Annotated in this window: 16 protein-coding genes; 6 read left to right on the top strand and 10 right to left on the bottom strand. The window is 62.8% G+C overall.

The genetic code is table 11. From position 1 onward, the window contains the following. The first annotated feature begins 44 nt into the window (after positions 1-44). The 3 genes from HGSM_RS01105 to HGSM_RS01095 are packed head-to-tail and all read left to right on the top strand — an operon-like array spanning position 45 to position 4582. Positions 45-956 carry an AAA family ATPase gene (locus HGSM_RS01105; protein ID WP_051009600.1) on the top strand — a complete coding sequence of 304 codons (912 nt, stop codon included), beginning with the start codon at positions 45-47 and terminating at the stop codon, positions 954-956. Positions 957-959: 3 nt separating this feature from the next. Further along, positions 960-2195: a DUF58 domain-containing protein gene (locus HGSM_RS01100; protein WP_019146894.1), complete on the top strand. Its 1236-nt coding sequence runs from the start codon at positions 960-962 to the stop codon at positions 2193-2195. Next, complete coding sequence (locus tag HGSM_RS01095; RefSeq protein WP_081581248.1) at positions 2192-4582, top strand: transglutaminase family protein; 2391 nt, start codon at positions 2192-2194, stop codon at positions 4580-4582. The genes HGSM_RS01100 and HGSM_RS01095 overlap by 4 nt, the downstream gene beginning before the upstream one ends. Here HGSM_RS01095 and mgrA read toward each other — a convergent pair. From mgrA to HGSM_RS01080, 3 genes are all read right to left on the bottom strand, one after another. After that, the gene (gene mgrA, locus HGSM_RS01090; RefSeq protein WP_019146892.1) at positions 4579-5628 is read right to left on the bottom strand and encodes an L-glyceraldehyde 3-phosphate reductase; all 1050 of its coding nucleotides are present in this window, start codon (positions 5626-5628) and stop codon (positions 4579-4581) included. The two genes, HGSM_RS01095 and mgrA, sit on opposite strands and share 4 nt — an antisense overlap. Positions 5629-5870: 242 nt before the next feature. Continuing rightward, complete coding sequence (locus tag HGSM_RS01085) at positions 5871-7925, bottom strand: DUF2207 domain-containing protein (RefSeq protein ID WP_154646199.1); 2055 nt, start codon at positions 7923-7925, stop codon at positions 5871-5873. A 110-nt stretch (positions 7926-8035) separates the two neighbouring features. Continuing rightward, entirely contained in the window at positions 8036-9268 is a 1233-nt protein-coding gene (locus tag HGSM_RS01080; protein ID WP_040594402.1) for an ROK family protein, read from the bottom strand. 76 nt (positions 9269-9344) lie between these two features. Between HGSM_RS01080 and xylA the strand changes: the two genes are divergently transcribed. Together xylA and HGSM_RS01070 are read left to right on the top strand one after the other, a co-directional pair. After that, a complete protein-coding gene (xylA, locus tag HGSM_RS01075) occupies positions 9345-10523 on the top strand; it encodes a xylose isomerase (protein WP_019146889.1) in 1179 nt (392 codons plus the stop codon). A gap of 4 nt (positions 10524-10527) precedes the next feature. After that, positions 10528-11967 carry a xylulokinase gene (locus tag HGSM_RS01070; protein ID WP_019146888.1) on the top strand — a complete coding sequence of 480 codons (1440 nt, stop codon included), beginning with the start codon at positions 10528-10530 and terminating at the stop codon, positions 11965-11967. Between the two features lie 292 nt (positions 11968-12259). Here the strand turns inward: HGSM_RS01070 and HGSM_RS01065 are convergent, their stop codons facing one another. From HGSM_RS01065 to HGSM_RS01040, 6 genes are all read right to left on the bottom strand, one after another. Next, positions 12260-13015, bottom strand: coding sequence for a sulfite exporter TauE/SafE family protein (locus HGSM_RS01065; RefSeq protein ID WP_019146887.1), 756 nt, complete (start codon positions 13013-13015; stop codon positions 12260-12262). A gap of 131 nt (positions 13016-13146) precedes the next feature. Beyond that, on the bottom strand, positions 13147-13632 hold the full coding sequence (locus HGSM_RS01060; protein WP_040594401.1) for a tRNA (cytidine(34)-2'-O)-methyltransferase: 486 nt from the start codon (positions 13630-13632) through the stop codon (positions 13147-13149). A gap of 357 nt (positions 13633-13989) precedes the next feature. Continuing rightward, positions 13990-14649 carry an SDR family oxidoreductase gene (locus HGSM_RS01055; protein ID WP_019146885.1) on the bottom strand — a complete coding sequence of 220 codons (660 nt, stop codon included), beginning with the start codon at positions 14647-14649 and terminating at the stop codon, positions 13990-13992. A 105-nt stretch (positions 14650-14754) separates the two neighbouring features. Beyond that, positions 14755-15465: a DUF4240 domain-containing protein gene (locus HGSM_RS01050; RefSeq protein ID WP_019146884.1), complete on the bottom strand. Its 711-nt coding sequence runs from the start codon at positions 15463-15465 to the stop codon at positions 14755-14757. Between the two features lie 78 nt (positions 15466-15543). Beyond that, positions 15544-17250 (bottom strand): bifunctional 3'-5' exonuclease/DNA polymerase, encoded by a 1707-nt coding sequence (locus tag HGSM_RS01045; protein WP_019146883.1) that lies wholly within the window; start codon positions 17248-17250, stop codon positions 15544-15546. 229 nt (positions 17251-17479) lie between these two features. Continuing rightward, positions 17480-18199 carry an MIP/aquaporin family protein gene (locus tag HGSM_RS01040; protein ID WP_040594396.1) on the bottom strand — a complete coding sequence of 240 codons (720 nt, stop codon included), beginning with the start codon at positions 18197-18199 and terminating at the stop codon, positions 17480-17482. Between the two features lie 259 nt (positions 18200-18458). Here HGSM_RS01040 and HGSM_RS01035 point away from each other — a divergent pair, with 259 nt between their 5' ends. Continuing rightward, positions 18459-18794: a YciI family protein gene (locus HGSM_RS01035; protein ID WP_019146881.1), complete on the top strand. Its 336-nt coding sequence runs from the start codon at positions 18459-18461 to the stop codon at positions 18792-18794. Between the two features lie 182 nt (positions 18795-18976). Here HGSM_RS01035 and glpK read toward each other — a convergent pair whose 3' ends face one another. After that, on the bottom strand, positions 18977-20494 hold the full coding sequence (gene glpK / locus HGSM_RS01030; RefSeq protein WP_019146880.1) for a glycerol kinase GlpK: 1518 nt from the start codon (positions 20492-20494) through the stop codon (positions 18977-18979). Positions 20495-20498: the final 4 nt, after the last annotated feature.

The raw sequence follows: 20498 nt of genomic DNA, 5'->3' as shown, positions 1-20498 counted from the left end.
CCGCCGCCGAGGCCACCCAGTTCGCACGAGTCTTCAACGCACTCGTGGACAACGTGGCCCAGGCGGTTCTGGGTAAGACACCGGCGATTCGCTTGGCGTTGACCGCACTCTTCACCGAGGGTCATCTGCTCCTTGAGGACGCTCCCGGCACGGGTAAGACGAGCCTGGCCAAGGCCATCGCCGCCTCGATTGACGGGACGCACTCGCGCATCCAGTTCACGCCCGATCTCCTGCCCTCCGACGTCACGGGCGTGACGATTTACGACCAGAAGACGTCCAGCTTTGACTTCCACCGCGGGCCGGTCTTTGCCTCAATCGTGCTCGCTGATGAGATCAACCGCGCCTCGCCTAAGACCCAGTCCGCGTTGCTTGAGGTCATGGAGGAATCCGCGGTGACGGTGGATGGTGTGACTTACCCAGCCGGGCGCCCGTTCATGGTCATTGCAACGCAGAACCCCATCGAGCAGGCGGGAACCTACCGGCTCCCTGAGGCTCAGCTCGACCGCTTTCTCATCAAGACGTCCATTGGCCACCCTGACCGCGAGTCCGTGGTGGAGATCCTCGCGGGTGCCGCGCAGCGTGACCGCACTAAGGGGCTGCAGCCACTCGTTACGTCACGGGACGTGGTGGGTCTTGCGAGCGTTGCCGCGCGTGTATACATGGACCCCGTGATCGCTGACTATGTCGCGCGCATCGCTGAGGGCACACACGAGCACGAGTCCGCCCGCGTGGGGGTATCGGTGCGTGGAAGCCTCGCGCTGGCCCGTTGCGCCAAGGTGTGGGCTGCGGCCCAAGGCCGCAACTTTGTTATTCCCGACGATGTGAAGTCGTTGGCGCCGCATGTCCTGTCCCACCGTGTCGTGGTTGATGTGGACGCCGAGTTCAACGGTGTGACGGGACGGGACGTTGTTGAGTCCGTTCTTGTGCAGGTTCCACCACCCACCTCGAAGAAGTAGTCCATGCCGCTTTCCACCCGAGTAGGATCGGCGCGGCCCACGCTGAAGGCGGGGAGGCGTTCCCTTTCCGTGTCCCCGGTCGCCTATCTCGCGGCTGGCCTGGGCGTGGTTGGCCTTGTAGTAGGCAGGACGCTCGGCTGGGTGGAGTTCGTGGCGGCGGGTACGCTGCTCCTCGTTCTCGTCGTGATCGCTGGTCTCTCTACGATCGGGCGGTCAAGCTACCAAGTGGATCTTCGCTTGGGCGAGTACAACGTCAAGGTTGGTGAGCGCGCGTTTGGCTCGATCGACGTGCACAACGTGGGCCGACGCAGCGTACTTCCGGCGCGAATTGAACTGAACGTGGGGCGCGGCCGCGCGGAGTTTGCGCTGCCGATGCTCGCCCCTGATGCCACGCACACCGAGCTCTTTGCAGTCCCCACGACGCGCAGGTCCGTGATCGGTGTGGGTCCGGTCAAGTCGGTGCGCGCGGATGCCTTGGGTCTCGTGCGTAGGGAGGTCACGTGGACTGACCGCGAGGAACTATTTGTCCACCCGAGGACGGTTTCGCTGGCGGGCGCGGCGGCCGGAGTCATCCACGACCTCGAGGGGCAGTCTCGGAACACCCTGTCCGAGGACGACATGAGTTTTCATGCGCTGCGCGAGTACGTGCCGGGCGATGACAAGCGCACCATCCACTGGAAGTCCTCGGCGCGCGCCAACAAGCTGATGGTCCGCCAGTTCGAAGACACTAGGCGCACGCATACCGCAGTGTCGCTCGACGTGTTCGGGCCACACTGGGACACCGAGCAGTCGTTCGAGCTGGGGGTCTCCGTGCTCGCCTCGTTCGGCCTCCAGGTACTGCGGGACTCCATGGACGCTTCCCTTTTTGCGGGGGCTCGCACCCTACGGACCCACAGCGCGAGAGCGCTACTCGATGACTCGTCGAGAATCGAACTCCCCAACGACCAAGGCGAGAGGCTGGAACCACGGAACCGGCGTTCGCAGGCGACCGATCCGGCAAGCCGGATCGCCATGGACGCACCCACCTGCTCACTCGCAGTGGTGATCACAGGGACCACGCAGTCGCGCGCCGAACTCAGCGAGGTGGCAAAGACCCTGCCGGTGGGCGCGAGAGCGCTGTTCCTGCTGTGCGAGGACGGCGCTAAGTCAGTGGTCGCCTCCCGGGGCCAAGTGTCGTTTGCATCTCTTGGCGCGCTTGAGGACCTCGGTAGGGTGCTGCGCATGGCGGTGGTTGCATGACCGCATATTCGCCGGTGACGCCCGCCCGCGAGGCAGGCCAGGGCAGAGGACCGGGCGTGAACACGGGTACTCAGCAAGGCACGGACCCAAGCGAGTCCAGCCTCGGCAGCAAGCCCTCGGGGGTGACCCGGGCACGACTGCGTCAGGAGGTCGCGGACTCGACCGATTGGGGTGTGGTGCGCGCTGTCCTCGACGTCGGGATCATCGTGCTCTGTGTTGCTCTCGCGCTTGTCCCGATGCTTCCGGCGTATGACAGCCCCTGGGCGCTCGGCGCGATCATCGCGGGTGCGCTGAGCGGGGTCGCGCCAGTGGTTATGGGGGTCCGACTGCGGTGGCCGTTCGTGCTCACTCTCGTGGTGTTGTTCTTCACCTACGTGGTTGTGGGCGGTGCTCTCGCATTCCGGAGCGAACTCGTGGCGGGGTTTGTGCCTTCCGGACGTTCGATCTCGGCGATGCTGAGTGGGCTCGTCACCAGCTGGATGGAGGCGCTCACCCTTGAGCCGCCACTGGGGGCGTCGCATGGCGTCCTGATTCTCCCGTTTCTCATGGCGCTGCTGGGCGCGGTTGCGGTGACCTTCTTGGTGCTGCGCCGCCGTTCCTGGCCGACCACGCTCGTGGCCGTGTGTGTGCCGTTTGTGCTCTTTGCTGCGGCCATTTTGTGGGGGACTGCGCAGAGCGTGATCCCGCGCGGGCTGGGCATTTTGCTCGCCCTCATCCTGGTGGTGTGGGCATCGTGGCGGATGAACACGTGGCGGCCGTCGCGTGCGCTGTCTCTCGGAGGGCTTCTGGCCACCGCGCTGGCCGGTGCGCTCGTCCTGACGCCCCTTGTTCAGTCTGATCACCAGCGCACAGTTCTGCGTGCCGTCGTGGTGCCGCCCTTTGACCTTGAGGACCAGATCTCGCCGTTGTCCACGTACCGTCAGTTCATCAAGGACTACTCGGAGACCCCACTGCTGACTGTGTCCGGATTGCCCCAAGGAACTCCCGTGCGGCTTGCCACCATGGACCAGTTTGATGGCGTGGTGTGGGACGTGTCGAGTGACGGAAACCGTGCAGGCTCGGGTTCGTTCCGCCGGATCGGCGACGAGGTCCCGCAGAGCCGCACAGGCCAGAAATACTCCGTGTCCCTGCAGGTGGGCTATCTAAGGGGCGTGTGGACGCCGACGATCGGGTATCTGACCTCCATCGCCTTCGACGACGCCTGGCTGGGTGCCGACTTCCGTTTGAACGACGCCACCGGCGCGGGCGTGATGCCGGGCGGGCTGAGCCCCGACCTCCGCTACACCCTGACCGGCGTAATCCCTGATCAGCCCACGGACGAGGAACTCGGGCAGGCCGGAGTGGGCTCGATCGACGTTGCCCCCGCGACCCAGATCCCCGAGATCGTCGCGGACCGCGCCTCCGCGATCTCCCGCGAGGGCGCCACGGTCCCGCTAGTGGTGCGCAAGTTCGAGGAGTACCTAGCCAACGGCGGCTACTTCAGCCACGGCGAGCAGGTGGACGGCTTCCCGTCCCTGTCCGGCCACGGGACGTCCCGCATCGCTGACCTGTTTGCCGAGGACCAGATGATCGGGGATGCGGAGCAGTACGCCTCTGCGATGGCGCTCATGGCTCGCTCGCAGGGCATCCCGTCGCGCGTGGTCATGGGGTTCCTTCCGGAACCCGATCAGGGTGGTGACGTGACGTTCACGGGTGCGGATATGACCGCGTGGACTGAAGTGTTTTACGACGATTTTGGCTGGGTATCGTACTTCCCAACGCCTGACGAGTCGCGGACTCCCAGCAAGAGCCAGGAGACCGCCAAGCCTTCCCCGCAGCCCGAGTCCATCCAGGACCCGCCAGACCCACAGCCTTCCGTGAGCCCTCCTGCCGTTGACACCGAGGAGACCAATGTTGCCGCGGACGACGAACAGTCTGGCACGCCCATCGACTGGGCCCGCGTTCTGAAGGTTTCGCTCGCGGTGGGCATCCCCGTGTTTGTCCTGTTGCTCGGTCCGCTGCTTGTCGTGGCGGCGAAGGCGCGCAGGCGGAACTCACGTAGGTCGGCCGAGGGCCGTGAGCAGGTTTTAGGGGGTTGGCAAGAGTTTGTTGACGCCGCCCATGATCTGGGAATTCGTCCTCCCGCGGAGCTGACGCGCAGGGAGACCGCCCGATTCATCGAGGCAGGTAACCCCGAGGCGCACGTGCTCCCGCTCGCAGACGGCGCCGACGTGGCCCAGTTCGGCTATGACGAACTGGAACCCACGCACGGCGCCGACTATTGGAGCAAGGTGGACCGGGCGATCGTTCAGATCGGGGCACGCACTTCACGGTGGCGCAAACTACGGGCCAAGCTCTCGCTCGGTACGTTCCCGTTGACCCTGCGCAGGAAGCGCGCCTCGTCCTAGCGGGCGGTTCCGTCGATTGCGAACTCCTCAATGGCCTCGATCTCGGAGGCGCTCAGCGGAGCCGCAGTGGTGGCCTTGAGCGAGTCCTCCAACTGGGCCACGCTGGAAGCGCCCACTAGGACTGAGGTGACTCGATCGTCGCGAAGAATCCAGCTCAGCGCCAGCTGAGCCAGGGTCTGCCCGCGCGACCCGGCGATCTCGTTGAGCGCGCGAGCGCGTGTCAGGTAGGTGTCCGAGATCTTGTCGGCCTTGAGGAAGTGACCTACTGCCGCACGCGAATCAGACGGGACACTGCCGTCGAGGTAGCGGTTGGTGAGTAGCCCCTGGGCGAGCGGCGAGAAGCAGATCATGCCCACGCCTAGCTCGTCCACGGTCTCCAGCAGGGACTTGCCCGTGAGGTCTGAGCCTTCGGTGGCGCCGGCGTCGGGCAGTTCAACATGGCGGTTGAACATGGAGTAGCTCGGCTGGTGGATCAGAAGCGGCGTGCCCAGATCCGCGAGGATCTGAGCGGCGCGCTTGGTCTGCGCTGGCGAGTAGTTGGAGACACCTGCGTACAGGGCGCGGCCGCTCTGTACTGCGGTGTGTAGCGCGCCCATGGTCTCTTCAAGTGGGGTGTCTGGGTCGAAGCGGTGCGAGTAGAAGATGTCCACGTAGTCGAGGCCCATGCGGTTCAGGGACTGGTCGAGCGAGGCCAGCAGGTACTTGCGCGAGCCGCCGTCGCCGTACGGTCCCGGCCACATGTCATACCCGGCCTTGGACGAGATGATCATCTCGTCACGGAAGGGGCGGAAGTCTGCGGCCATGTGGCGGCCAAAGTTCTGTTCGGCGCTGCCATAGGGAGGGCCGTAGTTGTTGGCGAGGTCGAAGTGTGTGACACCCAGATCGAACGCACGGCGCAGCACTGCGCGCTGGGTTTCGAATGGAGCGGTGTCGCCGAAATTGTGCCAGAGGCCCAGCGACAGCGCTGGGAGTTGGAGGCCGCTCGCACCGGTGCGGCGGTAGGGCATGTCGTTATAGTGCTCGGGCGCAGGGATGTAGATGTCCATGCCCGAAGTCTTTCACGAAAGAAGCGTTTTGCGGTGGGACAGCGGCATCGTGTGACGGTGCGTCTGGACTCGCTAAGGAGCACGCCGAAACGTTAGAGAACCGTAATCAATTTTGGCCAGGGTGACCTGCGTTACGTGGGTAAGGTATCTAGTGCGGGGTTCAACGGCGAACCTCGCGACACTCAAAGCATAGGCCCGGTCAAGGATGACCGGGCCTTTTTGCGTTGTTGGCTAAGTTCGAGCTAGTGTCCGAGCTTTGAGATGAGCCCAACAAACCAGCCAAACGGCTCCGCGGCCCTGTCCTTGGCTGCAGAGGCCACGTGGACCTGCTCGCTCACTGCTATCCAGCTCGGCAGCTCAAAATCTACCTTGGCGGAATCAAAGGCCGCAGCCCATTCCCGCTCAGCGTCGAACACCACCGCATAGGGGAGGTGAGTGTAGAAGAGGTTCGCGTCCGGGGTGGCATTGCCGGTCTGGGCTGACTGCTCCGTCGGGTCCGTCTTGGCCATCTTGGCCGTCGGGTCGGCGGGGTCCCACTGGACTCCAGCAGGCCGCGAGAACGCGGCCAGATCTGGGTCGACACGCAGCGCTTGGGCGTAGGCGTGTGCTTGCTCCGCATACGCTCGGCCGATCGGAGTGCGGCGCTTCCGGTGGGCGCGGCCGTTCGCTGCGTGGTCGAGGTCCCCGCGGGTCAGGCCGCGGCCTGAGAACTCGCGGCCAAGTTCGCTCAGGACCTCGAGGACCTGTGGCGCAAAGTGGGAGTGCAGGGTCGAGACAGTCACGGATGTGGCCTCTTCAAAGAGCACCTGGAGCAGCCTGCGCTCGTGGCGAGTGAGCTTCGTGCTGTCTAGCTCTGCGCCCGCGGCTCGTGTCAGGGTCCACGAGAGCGGTGAGGCCGAGCCTGTGTCCCGGGGCAAGGCGTGCCTGTCATCGAGGTCTACGGACACGGTGAAGTAGCCGCGTGAGGCCAGGTCGAAGAGTGTCGCAGTTGCCTCCCGCCACTGCAGGTCAAGTGAGAGCACCGCGCCGGCCTCACCCACCGTGAGGTCCGCCGGCGGTTCGAACCGGAGAGTCTCGGGGAACTTCTTGGTCACGCGAGTGGTACCTGGAATGGGGAGTGGGAGTCCAAGGCGGGTGGCCACCGAGGTGGACATTTTCCCGGCAGATTCGCGAGCCGCAGCGGTCCTAGCGAACGCCTCGGTGACGTCACCTGCAGCCAAGCCTGCGAACGTTGCGTCCGACCTCCTGCGGCCGAAGTAGACGGCAAAGGCCCCAAGGATCGCTGCAAGGACTCCGGCCATGATGGGCAGGGTGTTGCGACTCGTGGCCTCAATACCTTGGTCGATGGAGTCGGTCAGGGTGGGGTCGTTCTCCAATGTGCCGTCGCCCTCGGTGGCGGTGCCGTCAGGATCGGGGTCCTTGATGAGGATCGCGCTGCTGGAATCGAACGTGCGCGCGGGGTAGTCAATCCTGACGGAGATGCCGCGGTACTCGCTGAGGTTTTCTCCCTCGAAGGTGACAGCATCAGGCCTGAGAGCGGAGGTGGCGCAGGCCGCGTCCGTGGTGGTGTCTGGCGCCTCTTCCTGGGTGTCTTCCTGCGAAAGATCCTCCAATGCGCTCAGATCTAGCGATCCTGGCGTTAGGACGGTGCAGTCCGCCGTGACCGGTGCCGTGGGGGAGTGAACTGTCAGGGAAACCGCATCAAATGCGTGTCCAGTGGGGGACAGAGCTCCCCAATAGAACTCGTCGCGGCTACCGGTAATCGTAGTGAGGGCAGCGAGGGAGCCCTCGATGTCGTAGGAGAGGGTGGCGGTGGTGCGCTCGGGTACTTCTTCTTCCTCGCCCGCTGAAGAAGACTCAGTGGTAGGTGTTGAGGGGCCGACCGGAGCACGCATGATTTTGACGGCAATGTTCTTAGTGTCGTCGAGCACCTGGAAGGTAAGGTCCTCCTGTTCCGACTCCACACCAAAGTTGGAATACTCGAACTTGCGCCACTGCGTGCTCGTGTACGGCAAGAACGTGAGGAGCTCGCGCTGGATGGGTGCGGAGTCGAGGGCGTCCTTGTCCCACGTCAGGGTCTCCTTCACGGAGACCCGTCCGTCCTTGTTCAGGGTGACATCAATGAGGAGTTGGTTTGTCTCCTCAACTACGTCGACCGGAGCATCAGGTTCCGCGGACGCAGGCAGTGCGATGAACATTGGCGCGGCAAGGACCGCGCCGAGCGCGCCCAGCAGCACGATGCGGGTAGCAGAACCAGAGGATCGGCGCCGACGGCGCACTAGATGAGAAGCGAACACGCAACCTACTTCGGTGTTTTTAGGATCGCTCAAGTCTATCTGCCCCGGTGCGCACCGCTGTGGGTGAGACGAGTGCACCTCGTGGAGAAGCTGAGTTGCACGTGCGTGCGCTAATCGTCCTGCTCGGTGATCCAGGAGGCGGGAGACTCGTAGACCGCGCGGGTGACGTCCGTAGCGGCACCCAGAACGGCAGCTCCGGAGCCAACGGCACTCTCCAACACCTGGAACTCGGACCACTGCGCCGAGAGGACGTGAGCTTTGAGCGACTCCTCAACCACGGGAATTAGGTACGGAGAAAGCGCTTGATACACGCCGCCGAGGACCACCATGTGAATGTCGATGAGGTTGATGAAATCGGACAGCGCGGACCCGAGGGCCAGCCCGGCCCGCTGGATGACCTGCCCAGCCACCTCGTCGTTAATTTTGAGCTTTTCCACCAGGTCATCAACTGAGGCGTCCATGGGCAGGCCTGTGCCGCGCAGCAGCGCGGCCAGGCCTGCGTACTGCTCGAGGCATCCGCGCGACCCGCAGGTGCACTCCGGCCCGTTGGGGTCGACCTTGACGTGGCCGAGCTCGCCGCTCCACCCGCGGCGACCCAGGAACACATCCCTGTCCAAGACGATCGCGGAGCCGATTCCGACCTCGGCAGACACGTAAATGAAGGTCGATAGGCCGCTCGAAGCGATCTGGGCGAGGCCACCGAAGTTGGCCTCGTTGCCTATTGCGATCTCGACGCCGTAACCGAGGGCCTCGGAAAGCGCGGAGGAGATTGGGGTTGTGTCGACCGGGTCGAGGTCCTTCCAGCCGAGGTTTGGGGCTACTCGGAGGGACGACTTGTTTGGGTCGACGAGACCGGGAAGGGCGAGGTTCACCCCCGCCACGCGAGGTGCCTGCCGGCGGGGCTGGTGCACAGCCTTGGACGCCTCGTCTACGAGTGCGACCGCCATTGTGCCTAGTTGGGCCATCACCGCGGCGGGGTCAGAACCGCGGAAATCACCCGGCGTAATGAGTTCTGCCAGCACGTTTCCCGTCAGATCGACCACGATTCCACCCAGATGAGAGACGTTGACCTCGAGGCCCACCCCAAAGTAAGTGCCGGCGGCGGGGGTCAGCGGAACGGCCGGGCGACCGGCCTTTCGGGAGACCACGGGGGCAAGCTCGGAGACGATCTGGGCGTCTACCAGCAGATCCACCAGTGAAGACACCGTTGCACGGGTCAGGCCGGTGAGTCCCGCGATGGACGCGCGGGAGAGGGGCTCGGGCGCGGCGAAGATCTCCTTGGCTACGAGCGCGAGGTTACGTTCGCGCAGCGTGTGCTGCCCAGCTGCATTACTTACGGTCATGGTGTTGACCTTACCGAAAACCACGTATAAGTTTAACCACACAACAAATAATTTCTCTCAACGAGGAGACACGACAATGGCTCAGCACGACATCAACTTTTCATTTGGCCTCTGGACCACTGGCTGGAGCGGCCAGGACCAGTTCGGATCCGCATCGCGCGCACACCGCAACCCAGCAGATGACGTCCGCAAGCTCGCAGAACTCGGCGCATGGGGCTTCACCTTCCACGACGATGACGTAGTGCCATTCGGCTCCGACGACGCGACCCGTGCAAAGCTCCTCGGCGAGATCAAGGACGCAGCAGAAGAAACCGGCTTGACCATCGAAATGGTCACCACCAACCTCTTCTCCCACCCAGTGTTCAAGGACGGCGGCGTTACCTCGAACGACCGCAACGTCCGCCGTTTTGCACTGCGCAAGGTGCTGCGCAACGTTGACCTCACCGCTGAGCTCGGCGCCAAGACTTTTGTCATGTGGGGCGGCCGCGAAGGCTCCGAGTACGACGGTGCCAAGGACCTGTACGCAGCACTCGACCGTTACCGCGAGGGCGTGGACACCGTAGCTGCCTACATCAAGGAAAAGGGCTACGACATCCGGATTGCTCTTGAGCCAAAGCCAAACGAACCACGCGGAGACATCTTCCTCCCAACCGTTGGCCACGCACTCGGCTTCATCGCTGAACTCGAGCACGGCGACATCGTTGGCCTGAACCCAGAGACCGGTCACGAGCAGATGGCTGGCCTGAACTACACGCACGGCCTCGCACAGGCACTGTGGGCAGACAAGCTCTTCCACATCGACCTCAACGGCCAGCGCTCCATCAAGTTCGACCAGGACCTTGTGTTCGGTCACGGCGACCTGACCTCGGCATTCTTCACCGTTGACCTCGTGGAGAACGGCTTCCCAGCCCTTCCAAACGCAACCCGCTACACCGGCCCACGTCACTTCGACTACAAGCCAAGCCGCACAGAATCCGTTGAGGGTGTGTGGGACTCGGCAGTTGCGAACATGGAGATGTACAACATGCTCGCTGCCAAGTCCAAGGCATACCGCGAGGACCCAGAGGTTCAGGAGGCAATGAAGACCGCTGGCCTGTTCGAGCTTGCGACCCCCACCCTGGCCGAGGGCGAGACCGTGGCGGACATCCTCGCGGACACCACCACGTTCGAGGACTTCGACGCAGACGCAGCAGCACAGCGCGACTTTGGCTTTGTCCGCCTGAACCAGCTTGCTCTCAAGCACCTGATCGGCTGATTTCATGGCACGTCTTGTCGCTGGAGTCGACTCGTCGACGCAGTCGTGCAAGATCGTCATCCGCGACGCGGAGACCGGAGCGCTCGTGCGCTCCGGCTCCGCCAAGCACCCTGATGGCACCTCGGTCCACCCCAAGTTCTGGTGGGCCGCGTATCAGGAGGCAGTCGCACAGGCTGGTGGCCTCGACGATGTCGAGGCCATTGCCGTTGGCGGTCAGCAGCACGGCCTTGTTGCATTGGATGCGGATGGCGAGGTCATCCGCGACGCTCTGCTATGGAACGACACGCGTTCCGCTGGAGCCGCACTGGACCTGATCCGCGAGCTCGGTGAGCTACGCGGGCGCGACGGCTCTACTGCCTACGCCGAGGAGATTGGCGTGGTTCCTGTTGCGTCCTTCACGGCCACCAAGTTGCGCTGGTTGAGGGACAACGAACCCGAGAACATGGCCCGTGTTGCGGCAGTCGCGCTGCCACACGATTGGCTCATGTGGCAGATCATTGGCGCGGGTGGGGAACCGGGCGCTGCCCGTGATCTGTCCGCGCTGGTCACCGACCGTTCTGATGCGTCTGGAACCGCGTACTTCAACTCTGTGACCGGTGAGTACGACCGCGTGTTGTTCGAACTTGCTGCTGGTGAGGGCACGTTTGAACGCATCACTTTGCCACGTGTGCTGGCTCCATCCGAGTCTGCCGGAATCACCCCATGGGGTGCGCTGGTTGGTCCCGGAGCCGGCGACAACGCCGGTGCCGCGCTTGGTTTGGGTGCGTCTGCTGGGGACATCGTGCTGTCCGTTGGGACGTCCGGCGTGGTCACTGCTGTGTCGGCCACCCAGGTGGCCGACGTGACCGGAAACGTGGCCGGATTCGCGTCCGCTACGGGCGACTTTCTGCCGCTAGTGTGCACCATCAATGCCTCGCGGATCCTTGATGTTGCGTGCCGTATTTTGGGTGTGACTTACGACGATCTGGCTGAGTTGGCACTGTCCGCCCAGCCGGGAGCGGGCGGGCTCGTGTTGGTTCCGTACTTCGAGGGTGAGCGCACCCCGAACCGTCCGGATGCCACGGGTACGCTGCACGGCATGACGCTCGAAAACACGACGCCCGCGAACATCGCGCGAGCCGCTGTTGAGGCGTTGTGCTGCTCGCTGGCCGATGGCATCGACGCTCTGCGTGAGCTGGGTGTTGCGGTGGAGCGTCTGCTGCTCATTGGTGGTGGGGCGCAGTCGCCTGCGACGCGTGCGATTGCTCCGGCTGTGTTTGGCTTGCCGGTGACTGTACCTGCCGCTGGCGAATACGTTGCGGATGGCGCAGCGCGCCAGGCCGCATGGACCTTGCTGGGCGGCGACACGCCTCCCTCATGGCCGCTTGCCGGGGTCGAGGTGTTCGAGGCGGAGCCTGCCCCGATCATCCGCGAACAGTACGCAGCGGTACGCCACTTGGTGTAGTGCGCCGTTGATCGAGGACTAGGCGCAGGTTGATGGCGTCGACGTGGGCCCGAAGTTCCAACGGAACTTCGGGCCCACTGCTGTCTATAGATGTCTATGGGGCTGTGGGTGCTGCCCCTGCGCGAGTGCCGGTTTTTGGAATTGAGTGCCGTATCCGCGCGCCGGCACTCGACCCCAAAACCCGGCATTCGGGGACGGGAACGCAACGAGGGAGCGCGGCCCGCAAGGGTGGGCTGGGAGCGGCGTGAATCGTCGAGAATCAGTTGGACCAGACCGTGCTGAGACGGGACGTTCAAACGAACGCGTCAGCAAAGGTCTTGATGATCAGGGCGCCAACGACCACGATAAAGATCCAACGGACAAAGCCCGAGCCTTTGCGTAGGGCCATGCGTGCGCCGATGAGCGCGCCAGCGATGTTAAGGACCGCAAGTGGCAGGGCCAGATGCCACCACACGTGACCCGTGGCGGCAAACAGGATCAGGGCGGCGGCATTGGTGGCGACATTCAGGATCTTGGAGCTCGCGGATGCGTTGAGGAAGTCGTAGCCGAGCGCGCGTACAAACAAGAACACAAAGAAACTGCCGGTTCCGGGGCCAAAGAAACCATCGTAGAAGCCGATCGCTACGCCAATCACGCACGCAATGAGGACTTCGGCACGGCCCACAAACCGCGGCGTGTGGTGGGAGCCGAGGTCCTTTCGCGCGAGGGTGTAGAGCAGCACCGCCAGAAGGACAAAAGGTAACGCCTTGCGCAGCGCATCTCCCGACACGACCGTGGCAAGATAGGCGCCAAAGAATGCCGCTGCGAAGGCCGCGCCCGCCGCTGGCAGGACCGTGCGCCAGCGAATCTGAACCCGGCGAGCAAACTGCGTGGCAGCGATGCCGGTGCCCCACACGGCCGTGGCCTTGTTGGTGCCAAGCATCGTGGGCGCGGGAGCCGTGGGGAACACGGAGAACAGGGCGGGCAACAGAATCAGCCCGCCGCCGCCCACAACCGCGTCAATAAACCCGGCAAGCAGTGAGGCCGCCCCCGCAATGATCCACTCCACGGGTTGACCTTACAGGCCTAGGGGAGGATCTGCGAGGTGCGTCGGGGCAAGCTGGAGCGGGTGTGCTGGGAAGGTGACTCGGTGCTGGACGGTGACGGTGTGCTGAGGGGGCTGGCGTGCCGCGAAGGGACTCAGACGCCGGCCGTGTAGCCGTTCTGGCGCCACGCCTCGTAAATGGCGATGCTCGCGGAGTTGGTTAGGTTCAGCGAACGCAAGCCCGGGAGCATGGGGATGCGCAGCTCGTCCGTGATGCGCGGGTGGCTTAGGACGGACTCGTCGAGGCCGGTGGGCTCCGGCCCGAAGACCATGAGATCCGTGGGCTCGAACTGAACGTCCGCAAAGTTGGTGGTGGCGCGGGTAGTAAACGCAAACACGCGAGACGTTGGGTACAGGTCCAGGAGCGCATCAAAGTTCTTGTGCACGTCCATGACTGCCAAGTCGTGGTAGTCCAACCCGGCGCGCTTCAACTTGGGCTCGGAGAGGTCAAAGCCCAGTGGCTCAACAAGGTGGAGGCGCGCTCCCGTGATTGCAGCCAAGCGAATGGCATTGCCGGTGTTGCCCGCGATACGCGGCTCGTGGAACACGATGTGTGGGAGTTGGGTTGGCCCAGGCTCGATAGCAACGGGGGTTGGGAGTTCAGGTTGGGTAGTCACGGTGTTCCATTATCCTCTCTTTCGGGAGGGGGCATGCAAAGGGTGAAAAGCAGCGGCCTGGCCTGCGCTTTTACTATTTTGGCACAGATTCTCGTAACAGAACGGGGGTGAGCGGGTCCTTATAGGTAGGCGGCCGTTGCCGATCCGTTGGGATAGCGACGCGCTGACACGAGGCCTTGACCGACCGATGCTGTGCCCAACGAAGGAACTGACATGACTATCGCCCGCAATTACGTACTTCGCCCGATGATCCTCGTCGGAGGCATCCTGCTCGGCTACCTGTACGTGCTCAACATCTGAGTCGCTCCTGCCAGTAGGGCCCTACGAAACCGCCTGAGTCACTGCTTGAGCAATAGGGAGTGACCCGTTGATGGCTTCCCACTGTCTACCAATCGTGCGGTCGTCGTGTAGTACCTCGAGAATGAGAGCAGCAACGTCTGCGCGGGTGATGGCACCTGGGTCCACCGTTTCTCCCAAGAGAATGGCCCCTGATGGCTCTTCATCAGTGAGCCGCCCCGGCCGCAGAATTGTCCAGGCCAGTTCGGACTCTCGCAGGGACCTGTCTGCGTGGGCCTTGGCATCCACGTACGCCTCCCAAACCGCCGTGGAGTCGGGCGCTACGGGATTGTCCACACCGTGCGCGGAAACCTGGATGAACCGAGAAATACCTAGGTTTGCCGCAGCAAGTTGAGCGTTGAGGGACCCTTCAAGGTCGACTGTGCGCTTACGCTCAATGTTCCCGTCAGGGCCGCCACCTGCGGTGAAGACAATAGCGTCCACGCCTTCCAGCGCTCGTTCGAAATCAGCCAAACCTGCGCGCTCGATATCTAGCACTCTCAACCCGGCACCCGCGCTTGCGATCTCCTCGCGATACGCCTCAGACCGTGCAAGCGCGATCGAGGTGTACCCCGCCTCAACGAGCAGGGGATGCAGCTTCATGGCGATTTTTCCGTGTCCGCCCACCACGGCAATTGTGCTCATCGTTCGACGGTAGCAGTGCTCCCACACGACTTCACCTTGAAACTATCGGTGCAGTTCACGCTAGGGAAGCGGCGCCAGGAGCACCGCTCCTTACGGGTAGCTGAGCTATTCTGCCCAACCCGCACTGTTTGAGAATGACTCCCGCGACTTCCCCGTTCCGTGCTGTGGCCAGGTTCCATAGAGTTCTTCATGCAGTTCAGCGGGGAAGTAGCAAAATTCTTCACATTCGGTGTCTTCGACCGCGGCCTGTGGATTGACCAAAACTGAGTCGAAGTACGCCTGCCCCATTGCAACCACGAATCCTCGGGCATAAAGGAAACCATCATCGGAGCCATCCAAAACTTCGTGAATACTTTGGCGATCCAGTTCGAACAGCTTTTCTTCGAGGATGCGATCGAAAGCTGCCAAGTTTCTTGGGGTGAGCCGTGCTAGGGACGTTCTCAACTGGGCGAGCATGCTAGGAAGTAGATCTTCAAGGCTGCTTGCTGCGTCCTGTGAGAGCGAAGGAATTGCGAGGGAAGCCCTAGTGTTCTCTGTGTCCACGCTCTTCCATGCAGCCTCAATTAAGTGCCAAAACTGATCGCCGTCCAGAGACTCTGGAGACGACCGCTCTGCGCTGGAGGTGTGGAGAGAAGCTGCTGTGGCATTTGTCGTGGTGGCTACCGAGTTACCCTGACCTTCGTCGTGAGAGTCGCGGGGCTCGGACGGGCCGGGTACGCCCCTTTTTGGCCCGACGAGTGGCCACACGATGTGCCGAATAGCTTGGATGGCAACCACGAGGGCCACCACGATAATGCCGATCTCGACAAAGGCCATTGGTCAATCTCCTCGTAACTCAGTTGTGTGGGGCCGCTTCATTGTGGTCCCCATGATCAGCGAAAGCGCTGGATCACCTCACGATTTCGGATCCGTGTACGTGGAATTTACCGCCGCGGTGATGGGGAACTCTACATCGCTCTCCCCAAACAATAGGCGGCCGGCCTCGCGCGCCGCGTCCTCTACGATTTTCGCGACCGCAGGAGCAAGGTGCGATGGGGTGTGAACCAGTATCTCGTCGTGAAGAAAAAATACTAGGTGAGGACCTGCCGTGACCAGCGGCGCGGCACCGTCTGCGCCAGCAGACTCCTTCAACGAGAGCCGCCACAGCTGCTGGCGGACCGAGGCCATCCAGCACAGGGCCCACTCAGCGGCGGACCCTTGGACAATGAAGTTCCTGGTGAAGCGGCCATAGCCACGGGCTCGCGCACGACGGTCCTTGGCGCTCGCGGCGTCCTCGCCCTCGCCTCCTCCATCAAACGATCCGGGCGCGGAGGTGCGGCCAAGCCACGTATGGACAACTGCGCCCTGTTCCCCCGCACGCGCAGCCCGCTCTAGCATGCCCATTGCACGCGGGAACGCCACCTTAAACTTGGGCAGCACCTGTGCGGACACGCCAGTGGTCCCGCCGTACATTGCGCCGAGCATGCCGTACTTGGCGTGCGACCGATCCTCTGTAATGCCTGCGTCCGCGATGGCCTGATACATGTCCAGCCCGCGCCCTGCACTCGCCATGGCGCGATCGCCGGACATCGCCGCGAGGATACGTGGCTCAACTTGTGCGGCGTCCGCGATCACGAACGACCACCCCTCGTCCGCCACAACCGCCGGTCGCACAAAGTGCGGGAGCTGCAAAGCCCCGCCGCCGTCGGCGCCCCACCTACCGGTGGCCGCGCCGCCGGGCACGTAGATTGGCCGGAACCGACCATCTTTGATCCACTCGTCCATCCACGTCCAGCCGTTTGCGGTCATCATTCGCGAGAGTTTCTTGTACTCCAGGAGGGCCGGCACCGCAGGATGGTCCACGTTCTTAATCTCCCACTTGTTCGTGGATTTCACCGCAAACCCGGCCTGGTTCAATGCCTTCAGCAACTCGCGTGGGGAGTCCGGGTTCAGTCCCGGCGCGTCCAGCAGATCTCTGATCTGCTGCGCAAGTGATTCAAGACGATTGGGCCGGGTTCCCGGAAGAGGGCGCGGTCCCAGCGCCTCGGCCAGGATGGAGTCGTGGATCTCCCGGATCCAGGGAATGCCGGCGTGGGACATCTCGGCTGCGATGAGTGTCCCCGCGGACTCTGCAGCAAGCAGGAAGTTGAGGCGGCCGCGCAGGGCGGGCTCCGCGGTTCTTAAGACAGTGAGCTGGCGGCGGAGTTCGGTCAGGGGCTCGGGCACTGCGCGCGGCTTGGTTGTGAACAGCGCGTCGGAGCGGGCAGCGGGAGGGAAGTTCCAAGCATTGGACTCCAGCATGTTAGGAGCCTCGCTGAACGCCCTAGAATCGGTCCACGCCGCACCGCGCAGGATCGCGCGCGACTTTCGCAGGTCGTGGCAGCGCTCAACGCGGACGCCGTGGGAGAGCAGGAAAGCATACGTGATCGACGTATCCGCCCACACCCAGCGGGGGTGAGGTTCTTCGGAGAACCCGGACTCGCGCTCGCGGACAAACTCAACTAGTTCCTCGGGGGAGAGTCGCGCAGCGTCGAGTGCTTGGACGTCGCCCGAGCTGTGACCCACCTTGATGGTGGTCACCTCAAACTCATCCTCGTTCACTGGATCGACTACGAACTGCACATTTCTATTGTGCCTTTAGTACTCAGGTTTTCAAACATACGTTCGAACCGTGTTGGAGGGTGCAGGGGGTTGTGCGAGACGGATGGGACGAGTTGGTGAGTTGAGGCAGGAAGGTGGGCACGATCGTCGAGAAGCAGTGGATTTTTTGAGCCCGGAACGGGCGAGGCAGCGAAGGGCTGGGTGCCTGGGGCGTTGCTGGAGTCCCAGGCGTTGAGGGCTTTTCAGGGACTTAGAGCGCTCCAGCGAGGAATGCTCCCACGACGCCGCCGATCAATGGGCCGACCACGGGGATCCAAGCGTAACCCCAGTCGCTTGAGCCCTTATGGCGCAGCGGCAGGACGGCGTGCGCGATACGTGGGCCGAGGTCGCGAGCGGGGTTGATGGCGTAGCCAGTTGGGCCACCGAGGCCCATTCCGATCGCAACAATGACCACGGCAACAGCGAGCGGACCGAGGCTCGACTCGGTGTAGTTGGAGACGAGAAGCCACAGAACGAGGACGGTGGTCGCGGCGATCTCGGTGAACAGGTTGGAGGCGGGGCGGCGGATCGCGGGAGTCGTGGCAAAGATGCCGAGCGATGTTTCACGCGTGACGGAGTCAAAGTGCGGGAGGTAGACGAGGTAGGCGATGCAACTGCCCACAAACGCGCCGAGGAGTTGGCCGGACATGTACATCGCCGCATTTGACCATGTCACGGCGATGCTAGGTGCGAACTCGGAGCCGTGTAGAGCAAAGCCGAGGGTCACAGCTGGATTGAGATGTGCGCCGGACTTGAAGGCGATGTACGCCGCAGTGAATACCGCAAACCCCCAGCCAAAAGTGATGCCTATCCAGCCGGCATTGAATCCCTTGGTCGTGCGCAGGGTGTTGTTTGCGCACAGGGACGTTCCAATGGTCAGGAGGACTGCCGTGCCGAGAAACTCGGAAAAGAAGACGTGCCACAGGGAAATGGTGCTCATGCTGGGTGTCCGTATCGGTGAGAGGGGTGGGCGCGACCGTGCGCCCGAAAACCGTATGTGCAGGTTGCGGGATCCTTCCGCGGCGAAGGGCCCAGAGCGGTGTTTAGGAAAAAGTTTCGTTGGAGTTCAAAGTCGAGCAGCTGGTACCGCTGGGAGTTGCGTGGTTGCGCATGCGGTTGCGCCTAGCGGGGCGTAACCTCCGAGGAATCGGGCAATCGTGGCCCAGATGTGCGTCACGGGAGGAGTGGAAATGAAGTTCCTGATCAACGTTATCGATACGGTTAACGGCAGAGCCACGGGCACAGCCACAGCTGCGGAAATGGCTGATGTTGATGAGTTCAGCGTCAAGCTCAAAGAGAACGGGCACTGGATCATTGCGGCAGGACTGTGTGCACCTGCGAACAATCTGGTGATCGACGGACGGCCAGCCGAACCATCCCGCAAGAATGGCCCCTTGCACGACACCACGGAGTTCGTCTCGGGTTTCTGGATCATCAACGCGGAGGACAGGGACGCGGCAATCGAGCTTGCAACGCAAGGATCCAAGGCCTGCAACCGCAAGGTTGAATTGAGGGAGTTTCTCTAGCCCTGTTCGGCCAACAACCCTGGCTCGAGCAACGGCGAAACCACCCCGTGAGGGACATGGTGCTGGGAAGTGGGCACGATCGTCGTGAATCAGAAACAGGCAGGAGGGCCGCCTCACCAAAGGTGAGGCGGCCCTCCTGCCTATCTAACGAGCCCTACCCAACGGCGGGGTAGGAAGTCGCACTAGTTGACGTCTTCGTCGACCCAGTCGAGGGTCTTCGAAACTGCCTTCTTCCAGTTGCGGTACTGACGTGCACGCTCGTCCTGGGTTGCAGCTGGCGCCCAACGCTTGCCCTCTGCCCAGTTGTCGCGGACGTCCTGCTCGCCGTTCCAGAAGCCAACCGCGATACCTGCTGCGTATGCAGCACCGAGTGCGGTGGTCTCTGCAACCTCTGGACGGATGACCTCAACGCCAAGCTGGTCGGCCTGGAACTGCATGAGGGTCTCGTTGGCGACCATTCCACCGTCAACCTTGAGTTCGGTGAGCTCCACGCCGGAGTCGGCGTTCATTGCGTCAACGACCTCGCGGGTCTGGAATGCAACTGCCTCGAGGGCTGCGCGTGCGATGTGGTTCTTGTTCACAAAGCGGGTCAGACCAACGATTGCGCCGCGTGCGTCTGGACGCCAGTGAGGTGCAAAAAGCCCGGAGAACGCTGGGACGATGTATGCGCCACCGTTGTCTGGAACCTTCTTGGCCAAGTACTCGACATCTGGTGCGTCCTCGAACATGCCGAGGTTGTCACGCAGCCACTGGATTAGCGATCCGGTCACCGCGATCGAGCCCTCGAGTGCGTAGACGGCTGGTGCGTCACCGATCTTGTAGCAAACGGTGGTGAGCAGGCCGTTCTCCGAGTGGATTGGCTCGGTGCCGGTGTTCATGAGCATGAAGTTACCGGTGCCGTAGGTGTTCTTGGCATTGCCCTTGTCAAAGCAGGCCTGACCGAAGGTAGCAGCCTGCTGGTCGCCGAGAATACCGGAGATTGGCACGTCTGGGACGAGTCCGCCCTTGCGGCCTACGCCGTAGACCTCGGAGGAGGACTTGATCTCTGGGAGCATCGACTTTGGAATGCCGATTGCCTCGCACATGGCGTCGTCCCACTGGAGGGTCTCGATGTTCATGAGGAGGGTACGCGATGCGTTGGTGACGTCGGTGACGTGCACGCCGCCGTCTACGCCACCGGTCATGTTCCACAGTACCCAGGTGTCGGTGGTTCCGAACATCAGGTCGCCAGCTTCTGCTGCCTCACGAGCGCCTTCGACGTTGTCTAGGATCCAGCGGACCTTTGGTCCGGAGAAGTAGGTTGCGAGAGGGAGGCCGGTGACCTTCTTGTAGCGGTCTGCGCCTTCTTCGCCGCCAATTTCGTCAACAATCTTCTGGGTGCGGGTGTCCTGCCACACGATTGCGTTGTAGACAGGCTTGCCGGTCTTGCGGTCCCACACAACAGCGGTTTCACGCTGGTTCGTGATACCTACAGCTGCGATGTCTTCGTGTGTTGCGTTTCCGCGGGTGAGAGCGAGTCCCACGACCTCACGCACATTGTTCCAGATCTGGTCTGCGTTGTGCTCGACCCAGCCTGCCTGAGGGAAGATCTGGTCGTGTTCGAGCTGGCCTACTGAGTGGATGGTTCCGTCGTGCTTGAACAAAATTGCACGCGAGGAGGTAGTTCCTTGGTCGATTGCGAGAACATACTTCTTTGTCATGAGT

It is taken from the genome of Timonella senegalensis JC301 (assembly GCF_000312125.1).
Taxonomy (GTDB): domain Bacteria; phylum Actinomycetota; class Actinomycetes; order Actinomycetales; family Cellulomonadaceae; genus Timonella; species Timonella senegalensis.
The sequence above is the reverse complement of the archived record's forward strand: the minus strand, read 5'-3'. Positions and strand labels throughout refer to the sequence as shown.

Coding starts and splice junctions, on each gene's coding strand:
- mgrA (WP_019146892.1), bottom strand. CDS start 5,628: ATGGACATCTACATCCCTGCGCCCGAGCACTATAACGACATGCCCTAC.
- HGSM_RS01095 (WP_081581248.1), top strand. CDS start 2,192: ATGACCGCATATTCGCCGGTGACGCCCGCCCGCGAGGCAGGCCAGGGC.
- HGSM_RS01055 (WP_019146885.1), bottom strand. CDS start 14,649: ATGAGCACAATTGCCGTGGTGGGCGGACACGGAAAAATCGCCATGAAG.
- glpK (WP_019146880.1), bottom strand. CDS start 20,494: ATGACAAAGAAGTATGTTCTCGCAATCGACCAAGGAACTACCTCCTCG.
- HGSM_RS01050 (WP_019146884.1), bottom strand. CDS start 15,465: ATGGCCTTTGTCGAGATCGGCATTATCGTGGTGGCCCTCGTGGTTGCC.
- HGSM_RS01070 (WP_019146888.1), top strand. CDS start 10,528: ATGGCACGTCTTGTCGCTGGAGTCGACTCGTCGACGCAGTCGTGCAAG.
- HGSM_RS01035 (WP_019146881.1), top strand. CDS start 18,459: ATGAAGTTCCTGATCAACGTTATCGATACGGTTAACGGCAGAGCCACG.
- HGSM_RS01080 (WP_040594402.1), bottom strand. CDS start 9,268: ATGACCGTAAGTAATGCAGCTGGGCAGCACACGCTGCGCGAACGTAAC.
- xylA (WP_019146889.1), top strand. CDS start 9,345: ATGGCTCAGCACGACATCAACTTTTCATTTGGCCTCTGGACCACTGGC.
- HGSM_RS01100 (WP_019146894.1), top strand. CDS start 960: ATGCCGCTTTCCACCCGAGTAGGATCGGCGCGGCCCACGCTGAAGGCG.